The following is a 22,393-nucleotide window of genomic DNA, read 5'->3' on the forward strand; positions in this document are numbered from 1 at the left end:
ATTGACTGCAGAGCGGGGTTAATTAACTCTGCAGTCTGATTTCAATTATTTATTTAATACATAACCTAGGGCTTGGATTTTTCCTTCAGGGGTGCTTTCGAGGTAAACACCTTGTAATTCAGGGGAGAATCCGGGTAATAAGTTGATGCCTTCTTCAAGGGCAAGGAAATAACGCTGTACTGCGCCACCCCATATTTCACCTGGCACCATACATAACACCCCTGGTGGATATGGCAGTGCGCCCTCTGCGGCAATTCGACCTTCGATTTGCGACAGTGGCACTAATTCGACATTGCCACGAATAAATTCAAGATTGGCCTCCTGCGGGTCCATCACCTTGGTTGGGAAATGCGCCTGACGGAACATTTCTTTTTGCAGTTGTTTTACGTCATGGCTGACATAAAGGTTGTGCATTTCTTGGCAGAGTTGACGAATGGTATAGTCTTTATAACGGGCTTTATTGGCGTTATAGACGGTAGGCAATACTTCCGATAATGGCGCATCTTCGTCGACTAATTTCTCGAAGCGAGATATTTGCGACACTAAGTGCTGCATCTTTGCCATATCTTCCGCAGGCGTCATCAGGAATAAAATCGAATTTAAGTCGCACTTCTCGGGAATAATATTATTTTCACGTAAGAAGTTAGCCAAAATAGTCGCTGGAATACCAAACTCAGTATATTTACCGGTTTCGGCATCGATACCAGGCGTGGTTAATAGGAACTTACAAGGGTCAACGAAATATTGGCCTTTTTCGTAACCGTCGAAGGAGTGCCATTTTTGTCCTGGCTCAAACTCGAAGAAACGTAAATCATCGGCCATTTGTTCAGTTTGATAATCCTGCCATGGGCGTCCTTCGATCATGCTTGGGATAAATGGCTTGATATATTTACATTTTTTCAGCAGTAACTTGCGAGCTTCAATGCCGGCTTTGACCGCTTCACGCCACAGATAACGGCCGCTGGCGCCTTCGTGCATCTTAGCGTTCACATCCAATGCGGCAAACAGCGGATAGAAGGGGCTGGTAGAGGCATGCATCATAAAGGCGTTGTTGAAGCGTTTATGGTTGCAATATCTGGCTTGGCCTTTGATATGTGAGTCTTTTTTGTGAATTTGCGAGGTTTGTGAGAAGCCTGCCTGCTGTTTATGCACTGACTGAGTCACGATAATACCGGGATCTTCAGGTGTCAGTTCGAGCAGCAGAGGCGAGCAGTCATTCATCATAGGAATAAACTGCTCATAACCAACCCAAGCTGAGTCAAACAGGATGTAATCACATAGATGACCAATACGATCAACGACTTGGCGAGCGTTGTAGATAGTGCCGTCGTAGGTGCCCAGCTGGATAATCGCTAAACGGAATGGACGTTGTTCATCGGCACGCTCAGGTGCAACGGCGCGGATTTGTTCCCTTAAATAAGACTCCTGGAAGCAGTGGGCGTCGATACCGCCAATAAAGCCGAAGGGGTTACGGGCGGTTTCTAAATAAATCGGTGTTGCACCGGCTTGAATTAACGCGCCATGGTGGTTGGATTTATGGTTGTTACGGTCGAATAATACTAGGTCGCCCTTAGCCAGCAGTGCGTTGGTCGCCACTTTGTTTGAAGAAGAAGTGCCGTTGAGCACAAAGTAGGTTTTATCGGCGTTAAAGACCTTGGCCGCGTATTTTTGTGCATCCAGCGGCGCACCTTCGTGGATTAATAGATCGCCGAGTTTAACGTCGGCATTACACATATCTGAGCGGAAAATGGTTTCGCCAAAGAAATCGAAAAATTGGCGACCCACAGGATGTTTACGGAAGAATTGACCGCCCTGATGGCCTGGGCAGGCGAAGGTGGAGTTGCCCATTTCCACGTATTTTTTCAGTGTGCCAAAGAAAGGCGGTAATAGGGCTTGCTCATATTTTTGGACGGCGGTTTCGACCTGTTTGCCATAGAAATCGGTATTGCTACCGCAGAGTTCAAATACTCCGGTAATAGAAGAGCAAATATCATCTGGGAAGGTTTCTTCACAACAAACTGATACGAAAATAGGCAGTTTTAATCCGGTATTTTTAATTTTTTCAACAATACCATTTTTAACATCATCAACAGAGACTACAGCCGCGCCCACATCGCAAAAATCTGTGGTTAATACATTTACGACTTCTCTGTCTATTTCAAAACATGATCTAACAGATAAGCTGGCGGCAACTTTTAATGATTTCATCGTTAATTTCCCTTTTACTTTAAAAAGTTTTGGATACAACTTGGCCTATACCTAATTAAAAAATATTAATGGCATTAAATTAGATATGGCTATTCCGTGTGCAGATATGATGAGGCTATAAGTCGTCCAAGAATAAAATAGATAGATTTATTCCGAGAGAATTATTTGGCCGCAGCTTGGCTGCACTGACTAAAGAATGCTTTGATTTAGATGCGAGATAATAAACCTGCAAAAACAGTACGATAAGTGTATGCGCTTACAAGGGCAATACCACTTTAGACCTGTTAATTGGCCTACTACCTACGCGAAGATTAGCGAAGGAAGATGTATGAATGGTCGAAATAGTCGCGTTGGCTAGGCATCATGATATGTCTGGTGCGCCGGATATGTGCCATGATTTTTGATTTCCTCTTCATATACAACTCCATTATGAGATTAGAGAAAATGATTGATACGTTTTATTACGGTATGGAGTTTATCTATGTGTTATCAATAAAAATATGATCCGTGTCTTATTTTTAATTAACTGTAATTATTTATTTCACTATTTTCTATCTATTTAAATACAGTCAATCATCCTTAAGTATCATTATCTAAATAACGAAAGTAAATATTGTCAGTTTATTTTTAAAATTAAAAAATGCATAAATTTATAAATAATAAATATCTAATTCCGCTCTAGTCGCTGTATTTATATGTTTGGCAATTTATAAGGCATGCTATGTTTGAATAAAAATGCAGTTAATGTCTTTACAAAATCACTTAGGTGCTTAAAGATGACAAAAAGTCGACACTTTTTCTCAATTTTGAGCATTTAGGGAAGAAACTTGGCGTTTTGAGGCAGGTTTATGACCTGGAGCTGACGTAAATTAGCGGTGTTACGTATCTATAGGAGACAGTGATGAAGCATTTACATAAGTGGATAGTAGGAGTTGGATTATTAACGGCGGTATTTAGTTCGGCGCAGGCCATGACCTTATCGAGTAAAGATATTGGCGAAGGTCAGCAATTATCGAATCAATTTGTGTTTAATGGATTTGGCTGTAATGGTGAGAATCTTTCTCCCGAACTCACTTGGAGCGATGCGCCAAAAGGCACAAAAGCCTATGCGGTGACGGCTTATGATCCCGATGCGCCCACAGGCAGTGGTTGGTGGCACTGGGCCGTTTACAATATTAACGGCGATCAACAACAGCTAGCCCAAGGTGCGGGGTCTAAAGCCAACGCCTTACCTAAAGGGGCGATTGCGCTGAAGAATGACTTTGGCACCACCGACTTTGGTGGCGCTTGCCCGCCGCAGGGGCATGGCATGCACAGATATATATTTACTGTGTGGGCGCTACCTTCACCATTAGAGTTACCAAAAGAGGCTTCTCCCGCGCTGCTAGGCTTTATGCTTAATGCACAGGCCTTAGCTAGCGCTAAGCTGACCGCTGTATATCAGCGTTAATAGTGCAGGGCTGATGCATGATCCGCATGTTTGAATACGACTCTAAACTGGCGCAGTCACTTTCGCAGGTGCCAGTGCATCAGCCCTCGATTATCCGTGTAATCCAAGGGGAAAAGTCGTTGCTTTGGCAAGATGATACCCTCGCCGTGAATGCCGACCAGCTATTACTGTTACCCGCCGGAAGCCATATCAGCTTCGTCAATCGGCCGATGAGTGGACGCTACCGAGCGGTGCAACTCCTCTTGCCCTATGAGTTGCCCTCGGGCGTTATGCTGGCGGCGACCGACAGGCAGATACCTAAACCCACGCAAACAATTTCACGCTCGGTCGATTTTGCCTGGAATGCGTTATTGCACAGCCTGACTTTGGCACTACCCACGTCGGTACAGATGCATTATTTAGCTGCCTTGCTGCTCAGTCTGCCGCAGCAAGCGAGCGTCAATTGGCTCTACAGTCATAAACCTGCGAATGTGAGTCAAGCGGTGCTGGGCTTATTGGGACAACATCCTTCAGCCCCATGGCAACAAGAGGATGTCGCCGACAAGTTGCATATGAGCAGTGCCAGTTTAAGACGTAAATTGGCGCAGGAAGACACTAGCTTTAGGCAATTGCTCGCCGAAGTGCGTTTGTGTCAGGGCTTAACCCTGTTGCAAAACTCTACGGATTCCGTGCTGCAAATTGCCTTGGCCTGCGGCTATTTATCGGCAGAAAAATTCTCGGCGCGCTTTAAACAGGCTTTTGGCCTGACACCCGCCGCGTATCGCCGTACACTGTGAGCTACGTTGATCGTCATTACAAGGAGTCGACATGGCAGAAGAACAATTCACTGAAACTGGTTTTTGGAACAAAATCAAACTGTTTGGTCGCCAAGCCGGGCGTGAGGTGGTTGAGCGTGCCCTGTGGCTTTATTATGCGGCGCAAAAGCCCAATACGCCTAAGTGGGCCAAGACAGTGATTTTTGGGGCCTTGGCTTACTTTATCTCGCCCTTGGATGCGATCCCGGATTTGACACCTTTAGTAGGTTTTACCGATGACTTGGGGGCCTTAGCGGCCGCACTCACAATGGTTATGCTCTATATTGATGATGAGGTTAAATCCCAAGCAGCGGATAAGTTGGCGCTGTGGTTTGGTGATGAGCCCGCTGAGCCTAAGCCTTAGTCGCGAAAATAGCGGCAACTTAGTAGGCTAAAAATATGATTTTATTAGTGGTTAATGAATAGGCTTTCCCTTAGTTTTTTAAGACTAAAAATATTTTTTTTGAAACGTTTCACTATTGGTTCATTGCGCTATATGCTAGCGCTGTTTTGTGAACCCATTGTGTGTGTTTAGGCAAAGAAATGAAAAATATTATGGCGGTGATCCTGTGGTTTTTAGGAGTCTCTGCCGCCCCCCCCGTGTTCGCCGATAAGGCCTCGCCAGAACAACTCGCCCGCCTGTACCTCGATTTTATGGCTCAGACCAGTCGCCAGAGTGAAGCCCTGTGGCCAGGATTTCGTCTCGACGATAAAGTGCACCTCTTCAGCTATGCAGGCAATGTGTGGTTGCGCCAACCCGGCGGTGAAATTATCCAAGACAACAGCGTGTTAGAGTCGGTTAACTTGCACTCTGGGCTGTCGATTAACTTTGGTTTCCCGCAATATCAAGGGCAAGCGGGTGTGCTTATCCAGCTTGAGTCGCCGACGATTCAATTCGACAGCACGACTAAAACCGCCGATTTACCTTTTGTGATTTGGGCGGGCAACAGTGTGCACGAGGCGTTTCATTTTTATGCCCAGTCCGAGTGGCGGGTGTTAGAGGATGCGCGTCGATATGAAGGCGAGGTTTATCCGCTAAACCTCGATGCCCGCTATTATCGTTTACAACTGTTTAATGCCTTGATGTCGGCCTTAAAACAACCCGAGCAGCAGGCGTTGTATTTGGGCCATGCCGCATACTGGCTACAAGTGTGGCGGCAAGCGGCTCCCAATGAAGATAGAGTCAGTTATGTAAATGACTTAATTGAAGGCAGCGCGCGTTATGTCGAGTTAATTGCTGGTGCGCGCTTCTTAAGTCAAAACCAGTCCTACCTCGGCTATCAGCAAATCCTGTTGCAATATGTGCAGGATTATTATCAACAGCAGCAAATGCTTGGCGGCTGGACAGCCGAGGCCGAGAATATCGGCGCACTGGCTGGCATATTGCTCGATAGCACTCAAGATGCCTATGTGTGGAAAGAGTCGGTGATGTCGGGCATGTTGCCCGTGGATTTACTGCTGAGCCGAATCAAGCCGATTGCGCCTCCTGTTGGGCAGAATATGACGCAGAAGAAACGGCTGCAGGATATGCTGGCCTACTATCCGGCGACGGAGCAAAAACTGACCCAGTTACTTAAGGATGTGCAGGACCCGAAAGTGCCGTTATTGGTGATGCCGAGTGTGAGCGATAGCAGCAGTTTTATCGATGTGGGTGAGGTGCGCTCCGGGTTTTATGTGGTGCCCTATCAAGAAGAAATGACCCAAGCCTATTTAGGTATGAGTTCACAATTCAGTAACTTAAATGTGAGTGGCAGCCCTTTGTTGGATGTGCCCTTACAGAATTATTGTGAGGGCATTGAGGCCGCAACTCTGTTACCTTTGGGGTTCACCTTTCAGCGCGAAGGTCAGTATTTGGTGTTCAATGAGCCGGAAATCCATGGCACCATCCGGGTTTCTGCAAGTGTTGTTGAGGGAAGAACCCTCTACTGTGCGATGAATTAATATGAGAAAAAATCAGCTCGAATTTACCTACATGCGCGGCATCGCGATTATTTTCATCGTGCTTGGGCATAGCATTTATAACTCTGGGGAAGGGTTTCCGTTATTGCTGGAAAATTTACTCAGGGGAGGCACGGCGTTGTTCGTGTTTATCTCTGGTTATTTTTTTCATCGGATTTTTTATAAGGATTTCGATTACGGTAAGTTTATGAAGAATAAAGTGCAAAATGTGCTTTATCCCTTCTTAGTGGTTTCCGCTGTTGGCTTATTCTGCTTAAGTTTACGCTGGATTTTTATGGAGCATCAGCCACTTGAACAGTTGTTGCTCAGTATTTTTTATACCGTACGAAATGGCTACATCTTGTATCCGCACTGGTATATCCCGTTTATCATGGCGGTGTTTTTATTCTCGCCAGTGTTTTTGTGGTTTATCCGCTGCTCGCAGCAAATGCGTTGGACCCTATTCGTGCTGAGTTGTGTGGTGGCGATTCTGCTCCACCGTCCCATAGGTAACGTCAACTTTATCCACTCAGTGGTGTATTTTATGCCTTTCTATTTGATTGGTATTTTATATTCCCAAGATGAACATATTGTGACGCGCTATGGCTCGATTTTGAGTGCATTAGCAGGGATTTTCCTTGTTGTGAGTTTGGTTGAACAGAGTTACATAGTGCAGCACATTGGTAACTACCATAAGGCGCCGTTTGAATATAACGGCATCGACTGGCAGTTTATCCAAAAGCTAAGTCTGTGTGTGTTAGTGCTTAACTTTTGTGATTGGTTGTCGAAACGCAGTCGCATCCCTTGGTTAGTCGAAACCGCCGAGATGAGCTTTGCGATTTTCTTTATCCATCCGTTGTTTGATATGTTGTTTAATACCACTGCAACGATATTCCGTTTCCGTTTCCCGCCTGGGTCTGCTGTCACCAGTATCCTGTTTTCGGCGGCGATTTTTACCTTCCTGATGGTGGGCAGTATTGTCACGGCACGCTTTATCAAAAAACGCTTAGGCAACCGTTCTCGCCTGTATATCGGTTGGTAACACCTTTAAGCTAAACAGGGGAATTAAGTTTAAATTTATTCCCCTGTGTTAGCGTGTTTTTCATCGAATTTTCCATGGAAAACATAATGAAAACTATCACCCTAACACGCCTTGGAATCGTCGGCCTTATGATGGCGACGCCTGTATTTGCCCATGCGGCGACCGAACCTGCACTTGCCATGGCGCAAGAGACTTTCTTCAATCAATTAGCATCCCATTGCGGTAAAGCCTTTGCGGGTAAAGTAGTGTCAACGGACAGTGCCGATGCGGCTTTTCGTGATAAAGCGCTGGTGATGCATGTGCGCGAATGCAGTGACACTGAGCTGAAAATTCCGTTCCATGTCGGTGATGACCACTCTCGTACTTGGGTGATCACGAAAACGACTCAAGGTTTAAGGTTAAAGCATGATCACCGCCATCAAGACGGGACGGAAGATAAAGTGACTATGTATGGCGGCGATACGGCGAGTGTCGGCAGCAGCCAAAAGCAGTCATTCCCCATCGATCAGGCATCGATTGATAACTTTATGCAGAACGGCCTGACCAAGTCAGTCACCAATGTGTGGCATATGGAGGTTACCCCAAGTACCTTCAGCTACCTTTTAACTCGCGAGAATCGTCATTTCCAAGTGGATTTTGATTTGAGCCAACCGCAACCTTTGCCGCCAGCCCCTTGGGGACATGAGTAAGCGCAATCGAGGATAAAAGAAAACCTCCTAGCCCTGTGGGATAGGAGGTTTTTATGGGGACGACACGACTAAAGCTTAGTTGCCTCTAGGCTCGAAGGTAAAGGATTGCCCTGCTAGTGCTGCTTCAAACATTAATCCGCCCTTGGCAACGGTAAATACCGCCATGCCATTGATATAGGCTGCGGTAGCCGATTGATTGCCACCCGCTTGGCCTGCACCTGCTGAGTTGCCTGTAGTGCCCGCTTTGGCATTGGCGCCCATATTAATGGCAACGGCCGAGGCCTGGGCATCGAACTCAAAACTGCCGCTGGTGAACTCATTATAGGATTTCGCATCCTTAAAGAAGATGATTTCGCTATAGGCTTGTCCGCCTAGCTGAAAACCGATAGAAAGTTGGGTCAGGCTAGAGTCTCCCATATATTGCCCCGCTTGAAAGACGCGACCTTTGCCGTAAGCTGCGCCAATACCAATTCCGCCTTTACCTACAGTGGGGAAGAGGGCATAGCCATAGGCGGTATCAAAAAATTTGCGGGTTTCCTTTGCTTGGTGAAAATTCTTTAAGGCTTCTGTGTAGCTATCATCAGCTGTTGCTACGGGAGCCATAAAGCTGGCAATAAGGCAAGTTGATGCGGCGATAAGGGATAAAAATGATTTCATGGCGTTCTTCCTTTGTTCTTCGGTTCCATCAGACTACCCTTTGTTTTAACAAATGACAGCCTAAAGCTGAGTTTGTGTCAGCTCGGGTTCAGTTTTTCAGTGTGGCATATTGCCTGTTTTGATTGTTAAGTGCCGCTTTAGTTCTGTGGCTTTGGGGGCGTATCGGTCGATTTTTCTTTGTTATCGGTCGATTCCTGTTGCAGTTGTTGAATAAATTCAAACTCTTCGGGTGTGAGTATCTCTGAAGATTGGGGGGCAGTTTTAGGCTGCGGGGCTGATAAATGCCCTCTTAGGTAGGCGCTACGGGTGATTTGCTTGAGGCCATAAGCCGCCAGCAGGTAAAAACTTAGCAGCAGGCTTAAGCGTGGCAGCGCATGGGATAGGGTCGACAGTGAATCTCCAAGATAAAAGGGCAATACCACCACAAATACTCTTAATAACCAGTTAAGCAGCATTGCAATGGTGAGACCGAATAGCCAACGGAAACGAATTAATTTTAACGTATCTTGTGGTGCATCGCTCAGTTGCAAGTGACCCAATTTATATCGTTGGAGTAGATGCCATAGCGCCACAAAATAGCTTGCGGTTTGTGCAAAAAGCAGTAACGGCAAAGCCAAGCTCCAATGGCTTAAATCGATAGACTGAGGATTATTAAAAAACTCCGCCTGAAACCAAATCGCGTTTTTGTGTAGATTCAACCGCCAAATGATATCCATTATGGCGAGGAGCAAGGTAATTAGGGCAGGCCAATAGTGGAAAGATAATCCGATAGGTTCAGTACTTTGCTCAAGACTACGTTTGCAGTAGAGGTAGAGCAGGGGCATAAGTAAGAAGTAAATCGGAGTGATCAGGTTAAATAACACATGGATAGGGATCGGCGTGTTATCGCGATTGAGCATGCCCGTCAGGAAATACAGACCGATTAAACTCAAAAATGCAGCGAGTAGTTTTTGATTGCTTCCCGCGGGGTAGAAATAGCGAATATAAATAGCTAACGCGAGGCAATGTAAGCCACCAAATAGGGATAACCACCAATAGGCTTGAGCAAAAAACGTATTAAATTCGTTCATTTTGTCACCTCGACGCCCTGTTATAACAGGGAAATTCGAGGCGAAAAAGTGTTCCTAGATATTTTTATTTGAAATTGCGATTCGCTGATGGCGATTAGATGCCGCCTCGGGCACAGATGCGGGTACTGGTTGACGCTCTGCCAGTAAGTGTTTGATTGCACGAATGGGATGCGGTAACAGCATTCGTGGGCCAGCGAAAATCATGATCTCTTTGACCTGCGCCTTTTGTGCGGGTTTATAACAGTGCACAGGGCATTTATTACAGGTAGGTTTATCTTGTCCGTAGGGGCAGCGATCGAGGCGAATGGCGGCATATTCTAACAGCGCTAAACACTCTTCACACAGGCCGGATGCCGTTTGGCCTTGGTGCTTAGCTTTGCAATAGATCTTTGCCATCGCGCTAATGGTTTCATGTTCGTAGCGCAGTTTACCTGTGAGTAGGGCCGCTGAGTCCATGGGAATACCTTAGTCTGTTACTCGGTTAATCCCATAATAAGCAGCGGCGCGGGCTTGTTCAAAATTGAAGTGTCAATTTATGAAGATGCGCACAAAATAGGACTTTAAATATGCATCACCTTATCGGCATCCAACGTCCATCGAGTGAGATCCTGCAAAGTGCCAATTTGTGCGCCTTCGAGTAGCATCTCCATATTCACACCGCGTGCTTGTGCGCAGGTTTTACAGAGTAAAATCGGGACTTGCTGAGCGCTTAGGATCTCAAACATCTGTTGTAGGTTGTAGCTTAAGTCAGGAGTTGTTTGATGTTTAAGGGCGCCAAACACCGCATCTGACATTAAAAAGATTTTTAAATCAACTTGTTGCTCGGTTTGGTCCTTCAATGCTAACGCAATGCGGAGGCTATTGAAGAGTTTTTCAGTGCCATAGGGGCTGGCGTGGGCAACGATCAGAATTTTTTGCATTAGGCTTTCCTTAATTTTTGCAAATGGTCATAAACCCTAACAGTCTAGCCTAATTGCGCCCGTCGATTTGCGCGCAAGATCGGATAAAACGGCATAAATACTTGATTTACACAGACACTATGGACTTTAATAGCGGTTAATCTCTGCTCAACTTTTGGACAGAATCCCTTGCTAGCTTCAGGTTATTGAGTCGCCCTGGCAAGCCAACTGCAATCGCTTCTGATGGGAAGCAGCCATTAAAGGTGAAGAAGAATGAAGGTCTTGGTCGTTTTTATACTGATCGCTATCGGAGTGTTTTTATTTCGTCGTGCCCAGCGCTTGGCGAAGGAAGAACAAGAGGCAATGATGGCGAAGAAATCAACCGAAAAGACAAGGGATACAAGCGCTTCGCCCGATGAGGCTGAACCTACGCCTGACATTGCTCCTGCTGCGACGAACGAGTCAGCAGATGCTTCTGAGGCTAAAGCACCCGAAGTCGAATTAATGCCAAGGGAAATTGAGCCAGCTAATCGCGTCGAGTTGAGTGAAGATATTATCGATGCCGACATCTCTGCTTCAACCAATAGTGATAGCGTGATTATCGTCGCGGATGTTCATTCTACCGATGACAAAGAGGCTACAACGACGCAGCCTGTCTCTCCTAAAGATGAAGCTCCGGTCACCAAGGCGAGTGAGGCCCAAGAAGAGCCAGTAGTCGTCGACAGCCCAGTTAAGGCTAAAGAAAGCACCGAGAGTTCGCCTGAGGTAGCGAACACTCTCTTGGTAAAAGATGATTCGCTTGCAGAACTTGGTCCTTGGGCAAACGTGACCCTGCAACGTGCAGCGGAAGAATACCAAAGTGCAGAGACGGTGCTGGCGCGCTATAACGCGTTACAAAACGTGATTGGCGAGTGCTATAAGCAGCGCAAATCGGCCGAATATTTAGCCTATGGTGCAGCGCTGCATGGGTTGTATCTTGCGTTATTCCACAGTGCAAATGCCGAAAAGCCCAAAGATCTTGAGCTTAAAACCCCAGGTTTCATGCAGCTTGCGACCCTGTTAAACGATACCCAAGACTTTGATAAAGCAATTGCGCTCTGCCAAGAGGCGATCAAACTTGGTTTAACGGATGGCACAGTCACGGGATTTGAAGGACGAATTAGCCGTATCGAGAAGGCGCAGGCGAAAGCGGTGACGGCCTAAGGTCGGATTGTAGAATTCGAGCTTTGGCGCTCAAACGCGCTTAACAATGCGCTTGAGATACCCTTAGCCGAAAAGCGGTTATTTAACTGGGTAAAGCCGTGTAGAATCCTGATACTTACCGCGCAAAGGCGAACTAAGGTTCGCTTTTTTTATGGGCTATTTTTATGAAGTGTGTTGCGAGCTGTTTTAACCGAATTGTCAAAATGAAATTATCCTTGGCCATCTTGTTTGCCTGCCTCAGCCTTGGCTTGAGTGGTTGCACTAAAACCCCCGAATGGACGCTATTCTATTATCCTGCGGCGACCTCACTGCCAACGACGCCATTACAAACCGATGATATCAATGGTTATTACGACACCCTCGAACAATGCCAACGCAAAGCCCAAGGGTTACAACGCTTAACGGGATCGGGTGTGAGTGGTTTCGAGGCCAGCGGTGCCGGCGTCTATCAATGTGGCCTGCAGTGCGAGTTTAACGACAAGTCCGTGCTCGTGTGTAAGCAGCTCGTTCAATAGGAAAAGCATTGATGAAGTTTAAACAGGATTTTTTTACCCAGTTGCCTGAGTTTTACGCTCAAGTCTATCCGCAGGGAATAAGCAATCCCCATTGGCTGGCGTGGAGTGAAGATGCCGCCAAGTTAATCGACTTGCAACAGCCGACGGATGCATTATTGCAGGGATTATCGGGTAACGCCGCCGTTGAGGGCGCAAGTTATTATGCGCAGGTGTACAGTGGCCATCAGTTTGGTGGCTATACGCCTAGATTAGGCGATGGTCGCTCGATTATCTTGGGTGAGGCATTGGGCCCCCAAGGCGCTTGGGATGTGGCGCTCAAAGGCGGCGGGCCGACGCCCTATTCTCGCCATGGAGATGGCAGAGCCGTGATGCGCTCAGCGGTGCGGGAGTTTCTGGTTTCCGAAGCGCTGCATCATTTAGGTGTGCCGACGACCCGAGCATTGGCGGTGATTGGCTCTGATATGCCCGTCTGGCGTGAGAGCCAAGAAACCGCAGCCATTACCGTGCGTTTGGCGCGCAGCCATATCCGCTTTGGTCATTTCGAATTTTTCTGCCATAGCGAGCGTGGTCAAGCCGATAAGCTGACGCAGTTGCTCAACTTTACCTTGAAGCAGCACTATCCGCATTTGAGCTGCGATCTGGCGGGCTATAAAGCCTGGTTTTTGCAGGTAGTACAAGATACCGCTAAGCTCATCGCCCATTGGCAGGCCATCGGCTTTGCCCACGGGGTGATGAATACCGACAATATGTCGATTCTGGGGGACAGTTTCGATTTTGGCCCGTTTGCCTTCCTCGATACCTTCCAAGAAGACTTTATTTGCAATCATTCCGATCCTGAGGGACGTTACGCCTTTGGTCAGCAGCCCGGCATTGGCCTGTGGAACCTGCAACGTTTAGCACAGGCGTTGACGCCTGTGATCCCGTCCGATGATTTAATTGCCGCCTTGAATCAATATCAGCATGCTCTAGTGCAGCATTATTTGATGCTGATGCGCGCTAAGTTAGGGCTGGCTGCGCGAGCTAATTCGACAGCCGAGCAGGATCAGCAGGACTTAGAACTGATTGGCGGCTTTACCGTGCTGATGGAGAAAAATCAGCTGGATTACAGCAACACGTGGCGCCGCTTCGGTCAACTTGACCCTAGTAGTGCACATTCTTCGCTGCGGGATGATTTTATCGACCTCAAGGAGTTTGATGCTTGGTATCAGACCTATCAGGCGCGGCTGGGTAAAGTTACCGATGTTGAGGCATGGCAACAGGCGCGTAATAGCGTCAATCCCAAGTACATTCTGCGCAACTATTTGGCTCAGGAGGTCATTATTGCCGTGGAGGAGGGGAATCTTGCGCCGCTAGAGCGTTTACACCAAGTATTGCGCCAGCCATTTGCCGAACAATTTGAGCATGAAGATCTGGCCAAGCGTCCACCCGATTGGGGACAAGGGCTGATTATGTCGTGCAGCAGTTGATGGAAGTAAAGATGAAATTAGAAGCCATTCAGTTAGATTGGGCCGCTTTAAGCTTAAGTGTGAGCGGCGATATCGATTTTGACCATTTCGAGGCCTTTGCCGAGCCATTAGCCCATGCCTTAGACTGCCGAGTGCGCGAGCGCCAATGGGGCGCGGATCGCCATCAATGGCTATTGGAGTTTGAGGGCACCTCGCTTTGGCTCAATTATGAGTTTTACGGCAATATCTGTTGGCTGAGTGTGGAACGTGAGGCCGATTTTGAGGTGCTGGAATACCTTGCCACACTGTTAAAGTCCTATGTATGAGAGAGTCGCAATGAGCCAAGATAAGTTAGCCCCATCTCAGGGGGCGGTCGATGATACGCATTCGGACGCAGCCTTTGACTTTCAAGCCTTAACGCCGGATTTGATTTTAGATGCGATCGAGAGTCTTGGGGTGTATCCCGAGACAGGCCTACTCGCGCTCAATAGTTACGAAAACCGCGTGTATCAATTTCGCAGCGATGAAGGGCAACGCTATGTGGTGAAGTTTTATCGCCCCGATCGTTGGACCGATGCGCAGATCCAAGAAGAACACGACTATGCCATCGCGCTTGCCGAGCAGGAAATCCCAATGGCGGTGCCCGCATCTGTGCAAGGGCAGACCTTACATCATTTCCATGGCTTTCGCTTTGCACTGTTTCCCTCCATCGGCGGTCGTCCCTTTGAGGTGGATAATTTAGAGCAGTTGGAATTTGTTGGGCGTTTTATCGGTCGTATACACCAGTACGGCGCGCAGTCGACGTTTAAGGCCCGTGAGCCACTGAATCCCCAGATTTTAGGCGATGAACCTTTAGCCTGGTTAAAGCAGTCAGACTTAGTGCCAAGCACACTGCGCCCCGCGTTTTTTACCGTGGTGGAGCAAGTGCTGGCGAAGGTGAATCAGCTTTGGGCGCAGCAAGCTTTTACGCCTATTCGTCTGCATGGGGATTTGCACCCGGGGAATATTCTTTGGACTCCCGATGGGCCTGGGTTTGTGGATTTAGACGATGCCCGCATGGGACCGGCTATTCAAGATTTATGGATGATGCTGACGGGCGATAGAGCGCAGCAGCAACTGCAACTCGAGGTATTACTCGAGGCCTATGAAGAGTTTTGTGAGTTCGATACTCGGCAGTTGTCCTTGATTGAATCCCTACGCGCATTACGTATGGTGCACTATAACGCTTGGATTGGCAGGCGTTGGCAGGATCCTGCTTTCCCTATGCATTTCCCCTGGTTTGGGGATGAAAAGTATTGGGAGCAGCAGATCTTAGCCTTTAAGGAGCAACTCGCGGCACTCGATGAACCGCCGCTGAGTCTGATCCCCTACTAAATGTGTGAACAGGGTGGAATTACGCGCCTATTAGCCCAAACCGATTGAACTCTTGGCTTGAGTTACACTCAAAAAATGAAATATGTTAGGCTCCAGCTAGTTTTGAAAATTGATTTAAGGAAAATTCATGAAAAAAGCATTACTTATGGTGGTAGCGCTGTTATTGGCTCCATTAACTGTATCGGCAGTTGAGTACAAAGAAGGCGTACACTACACAGTGATTAACGACGGCCCAGCGACAGCTAAGCCTGAAATCACCGAGTTTTTCTCTTTCTATTGCCCACATTGCTTCAACTTCTCTAAAACTGTAGTGCCTAAAATTTTGGCTGAAAAGCCAGAAGGTGTGGCATTTAACCAAGCCCACGTTGACTTTATCGGTAAGGAAATGGGCGTAGAAATGTCACGCGCCTTTGCCGTTGCACACCAATTGAACGTGGACGAGAAAATGGATGCGGCTCTATTTTCTGCCATCCATGAGAAGAAACAACACTTCACTAACCGTGATGACGTGCGCGCCTTGTTCGTGGCTAACGGCGTAGACGGCAAGGCCTTCGATGCGGCGGCTGACTCTTTTATGGTGAAAGCGCAAATGGCGAAGATGAAGCGTGATACTGAAAACGCGAAGATTTCAGGTGTGCCTGCCTTAGTGGTGAATGGCAAGTACCGTGTCGAAACCGGTGCAATCAAGTCTTACGATGAACTGTTAGATATCGCTTACTATTTAGCCAAGAAACAGTAATGATCACCAGATTGCCGTTGTTTTATCATTATTTTGTAATCTAACTGATTGATACTGAGAGCATAAAATTAAAGGAGCCTAGAGCTCCTTTTTTATTGGTTTGCGCAATATAGTCGCAAATAGTTGAACCAGAACTTCGAAATATTCGTATGTGATACCAAGGAGTGTTCATGCTTGGCAGGCTTTCTGCTGATTAACGTCCGTTTATAGATAATTACTATGTTGCACGGACGTTTGCAGAAACACGGCAGTAGGCAAATGCGGGCAAAATGAATCTGAAAACTCTACTAGCTGTGGAAATTTGGCAAAAAAAAAACCGTACTTCCGATAATGGAGAGTACGGACTTGAGTCATATGACTCATTTTTACCCTGAGTAACGTGGACAAGTCTAGTTTGGCGTCAAAATAATGTCAATAGTCAAAAAATTGACTGTTAAGTGTTTTTATGATTGCTTTGTTATTTTTAATTAAAAATCATGCAGTTACATTAATTTGATTGTAAATATTGAAAAAAATCTATCAGGGATGAAACTCAATAGGTAATGCTTCTGTCAAACAACTGTAATCAATAACAAGAATGCTGTAGGGGGTTGTATGAGAGTTTTCCCTGTGTACGCACCGAAGCTTATTGCAAAGCATGCGCGTATTTTTCTTACTGGCGTGATATGGGTTAAAGACTTAGGTCGATTAGAATTTGAAAAGGGGCGTTTTTTATTGCCAAGAAAAAGCCTGCCAAAAGTGAAGCAGGCTATCTTAGAGCTGAACGAACTGATTGAATCGCAGAATCATCAAACTAAAACAGCTTAGATTTCACTGTTGAGCAGGCCAACAAGTCCAGTGACTTTGTCGTTCCAAGAAGCGAGTTCTTGTTGCAGTTGTTGGTTCTGCTCAGTCAATTGTTGATTTTGCTCATTCAAAGTTGACGTCTTTTGCTTCTCTTCCTCTAGCTCCATTTTTAGAAGCTCGATGGTTTCGAGTGTAGCCTGGATCTTGGTTTCCAGTTTGGACAGTAATTCAAGGCTCATCTGGAGAGTCCTATAGTTTCTGGATGGGACTGTGATTCTAGCAGTGCCAAGAGCATAAGGAATAGCAGTCTTTTTCGTTTGGTCAAAAAATGCCCGATAACCGCATGCGAATTTAAGTTTTTTTGCATTTGTTATTAACTCGTTAGTATTCTTGGTTTTATTTTTTATCGGAATGGCCCATGTTGTCGAATTTGCTCGCCATACTTCCCCTGTTATTAACCCTAGTATTAGCCCTTTGGTTGCGGCGTACTTTAGTGGCTTTGGGGGTTGGTATTCTCTCGGGCGCGTTAATCATTGCCCACTTCGATATCCTGCAAAGCGCGAGTTATCTTCTCGAGATAGGTGTTAAACAGTTTTATAGCCAAGATGCGTGGCAATGGTGGCATTTAAATGTGCTGATGGCCATGTTACTGCTTGGGAGCATGACACAGCTCCTCGCCAGAAGCGGTGCGGTAGAGCAATTTGGTGATTGGCTATATCGACGTATTCGCACGGGACGACAGGCGCGTATTGGTGTCGTGCTGCTGGGCTGGTTGGTCTTTATCGATGGTATTTTTAGTTGCCTCGCTGTGGGGCATGTGTGCCAACCTTTGAGCCAGCGCTATGGTATCCGTCAGACACAGTTAGCCTATTTAGTCGACTCTAATGCATCACCGCTCTGCTCACTCTTGCCTTTTTCTAGCTGGGGGCCCTATGTGATGGCGCTGCTGGCTGGACTCAGTTTTTTACCCGTTTCTGCGCTCGAGGCCTTTATCGAGGTGGCTTTATCCAATTTTTATGCGATAACCACCTTAGGTTTGTCGCTGATTGTGGCTTGGTTTGGGGTGGGATTTCGCTCCATCGAGAAGGCGCTATTGTCGGCTGAGCCCGTCGAGCCAAATTTTACTCCCTCGCAAGGCAATCCTTGGCTGCTTGCGATCCCTATGCTGACCTTGCTGGGCGCCTCAGTCGGTTTAACTCTCTGGTCTGGCGCACAGCAGGTGCCATCATGGGATATTTCGGCCTGGTTAGCTAAGGCCGATATTGGCGCGGCGATGCGTGATGCTTGTTTGTTATCAACGCTAGTCACTCTAGTATTGTTGCTGATGTCAGGCCGAAGCATTGGGAAACTACTTGCGGACTTGGCGCATGGGGTGCGGATGATCGCCTTTGCCATAGCGATTTTACTCTGCACTTGGATGATAGGCGCAGTGATCCAAGATCTGGGCGTGGCGAGCTTGTTGGCGAGTTGGGCTAAATTGTATTTATCCCCGAGTTTACTGGTGGCGGGGATGTTCCTGCTCTGCGCTATCATGGCCTTTGCTACCGGCTCAAGTTGGGGCACCTTCGCGATTATGATCCCCATCGGCGGGGAAATTGCCCATAACATGGATGCTAGCTTGCTGTTACCTGTATTGAGTGCGGTGATGGCGGGCTCGGTATTTGGTGATCATTGCTCGCCGATTTCCGATACTAGCGTGCTGAGCGCGACGAGCTCTGGCTGCTTACCCCATGACCATGTGGTGACTCAACTGCCCTTTGCGTTAATCGGGGCTGGTGCGGCATTAGTGGGATTTCAGTTAGTGAACTTATCCGTTGCAACCTTATTCGTGTGGTGTGGGGTTATAGGTACTGCGCTTGGGTTATTGGTCTTAATGACACGCTTTTATCCACCTTGGGTGAGCGCTCGTTCGCAGACAAACTGAGCCTTTCGGGGTAGAATGCCCGCAGAACTAACCATTTGATTTAAGAGATTATCCCTATGAGCATTACCCGTTTAGATGTTGGTACACGTATGAGCAGCATAGTGATCCACCAAGGCACAGTGTACTTATGTGGCCAAGTGGCAAAGGATAAGTATCAAAACATCACCGAACAAACGACGACTATGTTAGAGGAAGTCGACAGTCTGTTAGGGCAGGCGGGCAGTTCTCGGGAGCACTTGTTGTCGGCCACTATCTATTTAAAAGATATGAATGACTACGATGCCATGAATGCCGTTTGGGATGCTTGGGTGCCAAAGGGTCATGCGCCTGCCCGTGCCTGTGTACAGGCGGCGATTGCCGAGCCTGAATATTTGGTTGAAGTCTCTGTTATTGCTGCGGTGGCCAAGGCGTAACTCGCTATCTTATCTCAGTAAGTAGTAAAGCTAAGTTGAACTTGGCTTTACCCGCCCTCAACCATTGCTGCCTTAAATGATGGCGGTAAATTCATGGCAATAACGCCCATTCGTAATGCGATCTTTAGTTAGAACAATAGCTTCAGCTAGAAATAGCGGGCTAAGTTTGCCGGGATATTGGGGCTGTGCGAAGGATACTGCGCCAGCAAGGCTTGGGAGATGGCCTCAATATCCAGTGTTGGTAAACCTTGCTCTATGATGGTCGCGGCCCAAGGTGCGTGGAGCTTGAGTTGATGATAATCCTCAGTTTCAACAAACCGTGCCAACGAATAACGGCTACCGCCCAATCCGTGTCCCCAACCTTCGCTAACATCAAAGGGGGAATCGAGTCGCTCGCTATCAAACTCCACCACGTAGGGGGATTGGCCGTGGTGGCCACCAGTCCAATCGCCTAAGTCCAATAACAGAATCATCCTTGCCATTTGTTTATGCTCCTTTGCTACTGGCTGGCAATTATAACACGGCCAAAACTAGCATGGGGATCCGTGGGCGTGATGGCGATAATGCTATCTAGCCGCAGTGTTTGCTGGCCCGTTTGATGTTCGACGACCAGCCATTCTGTCTTATCGGCGTGGGTCTGGGTCGTAATTGCTCGTGCTTGGCACAGGCTGCCGTCCTGCAATTCAATATCGAGGCGATAGCCGTGCATACAAGCCAGCTCAAGGTAGTCGTAGTGGGCACAGGGGATCATTTTGTAGTCAGACATCATCTTTCCTCTGGTGTGAATGATTTGGATGCGATTTAAGGTCTTCTTCTCTATTAATACCAATCACATTAAATATCTAATCAGTTCAGAGCCTCACAGGTATTTCAATCCAAGGCGCATTGACGAAGAAATGGTTATTCCCTTTTAAGTCAATGTAACACGGGAGTGAGATGCCTGTGAGGCTCCCGAAGGGCGGGATTGAACGGGCTTTATACTGCGTTTAAGGCTTTCGACAGAGCACCACTATGCCTTCAAGCCTTCGCCTTGTCTAAAGCCCGTTTAACTCCCGCTGAATGAACAGATATTTAATACGATTGGTATAAGAGAGGATAAATAATGAAACGCATCCTATTAGTGAGTATTTTGTTCTGGCAGCTGTTGCAACCCGTGTTTGCCCAGTCGTTGGCGCCTTTTCAAGCGCAGAGTGCCGTGACTCGCCCTTATATTATCGAACTTTATACGTCACAGGGCTGCAGTAGTTGCCCGCCCGCCGAAGCTTGGTTATCTGAGCAATTTAATAAGACCGACCTATGGCAGAAATATTTTCCATTAGCCTTTCATGTCACCTATTGGGATTATCTCGGGTGGAAGGATATTTTTGGCCAAAGGGCTTTCAGTGAGCGCCAATATCAGCATTTAAACCAAAAGCATACGCGGCAAGTGTATACGCCACAGTTTGTGATTAATGCTAAGGAGTGGCGTGGTTGGTTTTCGGGTGAGTTAAGCGGGATATTTGCTATGCCTCAGCCTGAGGTCGGTGTGCTTAAGGTGCGCATCACCAATCAGCAACTTGAGGCGAGTTTTGCACCGCAGCCCAGTTGGGCGCAGGATAAAGACTTACATCGAGCGCGTTTGCACTTGGCCTTGGTCGGTTCAGGTTTTACGACTGAGATAAAACGCGGCGAGAATCGCCATAAACAATTACCCCATGATTTTGTAGTGCTGAGTTTGCAATCTTTGCCCGCGACGGCTGTGTTTGCGGGCGCAACTGACCCCGCGCTGCAGTTTACCCAATCCCGCGCTGCAGTTTACCCAATCCCTCGATGCCGTTCCCGCATCAGCGCTTAACGCGCCCCGTTTGGCGTGGGTGGTCTGGTTAACGCTAAATGAAGAAGCCATACAAGCCGTGGGCGGCTGGCTTGAGGCGCCGCAGGGCGAAATCCAAAGTCAATAAGGGGAGGTGAATGAGGCAATTTGTCCTAACGGCAAGTTGTTAAGACATCTTTCTAACAGGTTATTTTATCAGCTAAGACTTTTAGATTAATCTCACCTATTGACTTTATTCCTGCCGCTACCTAGTCTGCTTGTTCAGTAATCAAGGTGGTATGCGATGGAAATAAAATACGATTTAAAACCTGCGTCCGAACGCCGTACAGAGCAATTCAAGCCCGAAGGAAATGTGGGCTTCGGTAGCCTCAGAACCGATCATATGTTTTTAATGGATTATCGCGATGGTGAATGGCGCGATCCACGTATTGTGCCCTACGGTCCGTTTGAAATGGCACCGGGTGCAATGGCCCTGCATTATGGTCAGTCAATCTTCGAAGGCGCCAAGGCCTTTATGCATGAAGATGGCGAAATTTACACTTTCCGTATCAACAAAAACGCCGAGCGTATGAATCGTTCTGCGGATATTGTCTGTATTCCTAATATCGATGAGCAGATGCAAATCGATGCGATCAACGCCTTGATCGATGTGGATCGTCTCTGGTTCCCGATGCAAGAAGGTGCCTGTTTATACATTCGCCCCTTTATTTTTGCGACCGAAGACCGTCTGTCTGTAAGCCCAAGTTCTCGTTACACTTTCTGCGTAGTGTTAAGCCCTAGTGGTGCTTACTACGCGGCGGGTGTGAATAAAGGCATTCGTCTGCTGATCAGCAAGACTTACCATCGCGCGGTGTCGGGTGGTACTGGCGCCTCTAAAGCGGCGGGTAACTATGCTGCCTCATTGCGTGCCGGTAAAGCTGCCGCGCAGTTTGGTGCATCACAGGTGTTGTATTTAGATGCGAACAACCAACAGATTGAAGAAGCGGGCGCCATGAACCACTTCCACATTCTGAAAGACGGCACAGTGATTATTCCAACCTTCACCGATACCATCTTAAAATCTATTACCTCGCAATCCATTATGGAGCTGGGTGAGTTACTCGGCTGCGAAGTGCGCCAAGAGACTGTTATGCTCGATAAATTTATCGCCGATATCGAATCCGGTGAGATTATCGAAGCGGGTGGTTTTGGTACGGCAGCCGTAGTGTCTGCTGTCGGTTCCTATATTTTTGAAGATGGCCGAGTGGTGACTGTTGGCAACGGCGAGGTGGGTGAGCATATTCAGCGCATCTACAAGCTATATACCGATATCCAAAAAGGCCATATCCAAGGCCCTGATGGCTGGGTGAAACGTGTTGAGCGTGTCGCACCTTAATCGTGAAATGATTCAATGAAATAAGGCTCCTTTAGGGAGCCTTATTTTTTTATCTGGTT

At 47.3% G+C, this 22,393-nt stretch carries 26 protein-coding genes; 17 read left to right on the top strand and 9 right to left on the bottom strand.

The window, feature by feature from the left end:
• Positions 1-45: 45 nt before the first annotated feature.
• Both speF and speFL read right to left on the bottom strand, forming a co-directional pair.
• A complete protein-coding gene (gene speF, locus EYR25_RS08040) occupies positions 46-2,208 on the bottom strand; it encodes an ornithine decarboxylase SpeF (protein ID WP_133179205.1) in 2,163 nt (720 codons plus the stop codon).
• A gap of 311 nt (positions 2,209-2,519) precedes the next feature.
• Entirely contained in the window at positions 2,520-2,636 is a 117-nt protein-coding gene (gene speFL / locus EYR25_RS21555) for a leader peptide SpeFL (protein WP_374897525.1), read from the bottom strand.
• Positions 2,637-3,109: 473 nt separating this feature from the next.
• On the opposite strand from speFL, the gene EYR25_RS08050 reads away from it, so the two are divergent.
• From EYR25_RS08050 to EYR25_RS08075, 6 genes are all read left to right on the top strand, one after another.
• A complete protein-coding gene (locus EYR25_RS08050) occupies positions 3,110-3,658 on the top strand; it encodes a YbhB/YbcL family Raf kinase inhibitor-like protein (RefSeq protein ID WP_133179207.1) in 549 nt (182 codons plus the stop codon).
• 17 nt (positions 3,659-3,675) lie between these two features.
• Positions 3,676-4,434, top strand: a complete 759-nt coding sequence (locus EYR25_RS08055; protein WP_133179209.1) for a helix-turn-helix transcriptional regulator — start codon at positions 3,676-3,678, stop codon at positions 4,432-4,434.
• 31 nt (positions 4,435-4,465) lie between these two features.
• Positions 4,466-4,816 (top strand): YkvA family protein, encoded by a 351-nt coding sequence (locus tag EYR25_RS08060; protein WP_133179211.1) that lies wholly within the window; start codon positions 4,466-4,468, stop codon positions 4,814-4,816.
• Between the two features lie 179 nt (positions 4,817-4,995).
• Positions 4,996-6,393: a hypothetical protein gene (locus EYR25_RS08065; RefSeq protein WP_133179213.1), complete on the top strand. Its 1,398-nt coding sequence runs from the start codon at positions 4,996-4,998 to the stop codon at positions 6,391-6,393.
• A 1-nt stretch (position 6,394) separates the two neighbouring features.
• Positions 6,395-7,432: an acyltransferase family protein gene (locus EYR25_RS08070; protein WP_023265999.1), complete on the top strand. Its 1,038-nt coding sequence runs from the start codon at positions 6,395-6,397 to the stop codon at positions 7,430-7,432.
• Between the two features lie 86 nt (positions 7,433-7,518).
• Entirely contained in the window at positions 7,519-8,121 is a 603-nt protein-coding gene (locus EYR25_RS08075) for a hypothetical protein (RefSeq protein WP_039977508.1), read from the top strand.
• A gap of 75 nt (positions 8,122-8,196) precedes the next feature.
• Here the strand turns inward: EYR25_RS08075 and EYR25_RS08080 are convergent, their stop codons facing one another.
• The 4 genes from EYR25_RS08080 to EYR25_RS08095 form a co-directional block, all read right to left on the bottom strand.
• Entirely contained in the window at positions 8,197-8,778 is a 582-nt protein-coding gene (locus EYR25_RS08080; protein ID WP_023266001.1) for a YSC84-related protein, read from the bottom strand.
• Between the two features lie 137 nt (positions 8,779-8,915).
• Complete coding sequence (locus EYR25_RS08085; protein WP_023266002.1) at positions 8,916-9,848, bottom strand: hypothetical protein; 933 nt, start codon at positions 9,846-9,848, stop codon at positions 8,916-8,918.
• 54 nt (positions 9,849-9,902) lie between these two features.
• Entirely contained in the window at positions 9,903-10,304 is a 402-nt protein-coding gene (locus EYR25_RS08090; protein WP_133179215.1) for a nitrous oxide-stimulated promoter family protein, read from the bottom strand.
• 104 nt (positions 10,305-10,408) lie between these two features.
• Entirely contained in the window at positions 10,409-10,768 is a 360-nt protein-coding gene (locus tag EYR25_RS08095) for a DsrE/DsrF/TusD sulfur relay family protein (protein ID WP_023266004.1), read from the bottom strand.
• Between the two features lie 252 nt (positions 10,769-11,020).
• Here EYR25_RS08095 and EYR25_RS08100 point away from each other — a divergent pair, with 252 nt between their 5' ends.
• The 7 genes from EYR25_RS08100 (at position 11,021) to EYR25_RS08130 (ending at position 16,830) form a co-directional block, all read left to right on the top strand.
• Positions 11,021-11,950, top strand: a complete 930-nt coding sequence (locus EYR25_RS08100) for a hypothetical protein (RefSeq protein WP_133179217.1) — start codon at positions 11,021-11,023, stop codon at positions 11,948-11,950.
• A gap of 203 nt (positions 11,951-12,153) precedes the next feature.
• Positions 12,154-12,465, top strand: a complete 312-nt coding sequence (locus EYR25_RS08105; RefSeq protein ID WP_023266006.1) for a hypothetical protein — start codon at positions 12,154-12,156, stop codon at positions 12,463-12,465.
• A gap of 11 nt (positions 12,466-12,476) precedes the next feature.
• The gene (locus tag EYR25_RS08110) at positions 12,477-13,931 is read left to right on the top strand and encodes a protein adenylyltransferase SelO (RefSeq protein WP_133179219.1); all 1,455 of its coding nucleotides are present in this window, start codon (positions 12,477-12,479) and stop codon (positions 13,929-13,931) included.
• Between the two features lie 11 nt (positions 13,932-13,942).
• Positions 13,943-14,236 carry a DUF3630 family protein gene (locus tag EYR25_RS08115; RefSeq protein ID WP_133179221.1) on the top strand — a complete coding sequence of 98 codons (294 nt, stop codon included), beginning with the start codon at positions 13,943-13,945 and terminating at the stop codon, positions 14,234-14,236.
• Between the two features lie 10 nt (positions 14,237-14,246).
• Positions 14,247-15,284, top strand: a complete 1,038-nt coding sequence (locus EYR25_RS08120; RefSeq protein ID WP_133179223.1) for a serine/threonine protein kinase — start codon at positions 14,247-14,249, stop codon at positions 15,282-15,284.
• Between the two features lie 127 nt (positions 15,285-15,411).
• Entirely contained in the window at positions 15,412-16,023 is a 612-nt protein-coding gene (locus tag EYR25_RS08125; protein WP_133179225.1) for a thiol:disulfide interchange protein DsbA/DsbL, read from the top strand.
• A 594-nt stretch (positions 16,024-16,617) separates the two neighbouring features.
• Entirely contained in the window at positions 16,618-16,830 is a 213-nt protein-coding gene (locus EYR25_RS08130) for a DUF1107 domain-containing protein (protein ID WP_011624366.1), read from the top strand.
• Here the strand turns inward: EYR25_RS08130 and EYR25_RS08135 are convergent.
• Positions 16,827-17,048, bottom strand: coding sequence for a cell division protein ZapB (locus EYR25_RS08135; protein WP_023266011.1), 222 nt, complete (start codon positions 17,046-17,048; stop codon positions 16,827-16,829). The two genes, EYR25_RS08130 and EYR25_RS08135, sit on opposite strands and share 4 nt — an antisense overlap.
• Before the next feature lie 179 nt (positions 17,049-17,227).
• Here EYR25_RS08135 and EYR25_RS08140 point away from each other — a divergent pair, with 179 nt between their 5' ends.
• A complete protein-coding gene (locus EYR25_RS08140; RefSeq protein WP_133179227.1) occupies positions 17,228-18,733 on the top strand; it encodes a Na+/H+ antiporter NhaC family protein in 1,506 nt (501 codons plus the stop codon).
• Positions 18,734-18,789: 56 nt separating this feature from the next.
• Positions 18,790-19,146, top strand: a complete 357-nt coding sequence (locus EYR25_RS08145) for a RidA family protein (protein WP_133179229.1) — start codon at positions 18,790-18,792, stop codon at positions 19,144-19,146.
• A gap of 146 nt (positions 19,147-19,292) precedes the next feature.
• On the opposite strand, the gene EYR25_RS08150 is transcribed toward EYR25_RS08145, so the two are convergent.
• Together EYR25_RS08150 and EYR25_RS08155 are read right to left on the bottom strand one after the other, a co-directional pair.
• Complete coding sequence (locus EYR25_RS08150; RefSeq protein ID WP_133179231.1) at positions 19,293-19,628, bottom strand: hypothetical protein; 336 nt, start codon at positions 19,626-19,628, stop codon at positions 19,293-19,295.
• 17 nt (positions 19,629-19,645) lie between these two features.
• Positions 19,646-19,912 carry a Rho-binding antiterminator gene (locus tag EYR25_RS08155; protein ID WP_165953478.1) on the bottom strand — a complete coding sequence of 89 codons (267 nt, stop codon included), beginning with the start codon at positions 19,910-19,912 and terminating at the stop codon, positions 19,646-19,648.
• A gap of 336 nt (positions 19,913-20,248) precedes the next feature.
• Between EYR25_RS08155 and EYR25_RS08160 the strand changes: the two genes are divergently transcribed.
• Positions 20,249-20,980 carry a DUF1223 domain-containing protein gene (locus EYR25_RS08160; protein ID WP_243729945.1) on the top strand — a complete coding sequence of 244 codons (732 nt, stop codon included), beginning with the start codon at positions 20,249-20,251 and terminating at the stop codon, positions 20,978-20,980.
• Between the two features lie 262 nt (positions 20,981-21,242).
• Positions 21,243-22,334, top strand: a complete 1,092-nt coding sequence (locus EYR25_RS08165) for a branched-chain amino acid aminotransferase (protein WP_133179236.1) — start codon at positions 21,243-21,245, stop codon at positions 22,332-22,334.
• Positions 22,335-22,393: the final 59 nt, after the last annotated feature.

This window comes from Shewanella decolorationis, from assembly GCF_004354305.1.
GTDB lineage: Bacteria > Pseudomonadota > Gammaproteobacteria > Enterobacterales > Shewanellaceae > Shewanella > Shewanella decolorationis.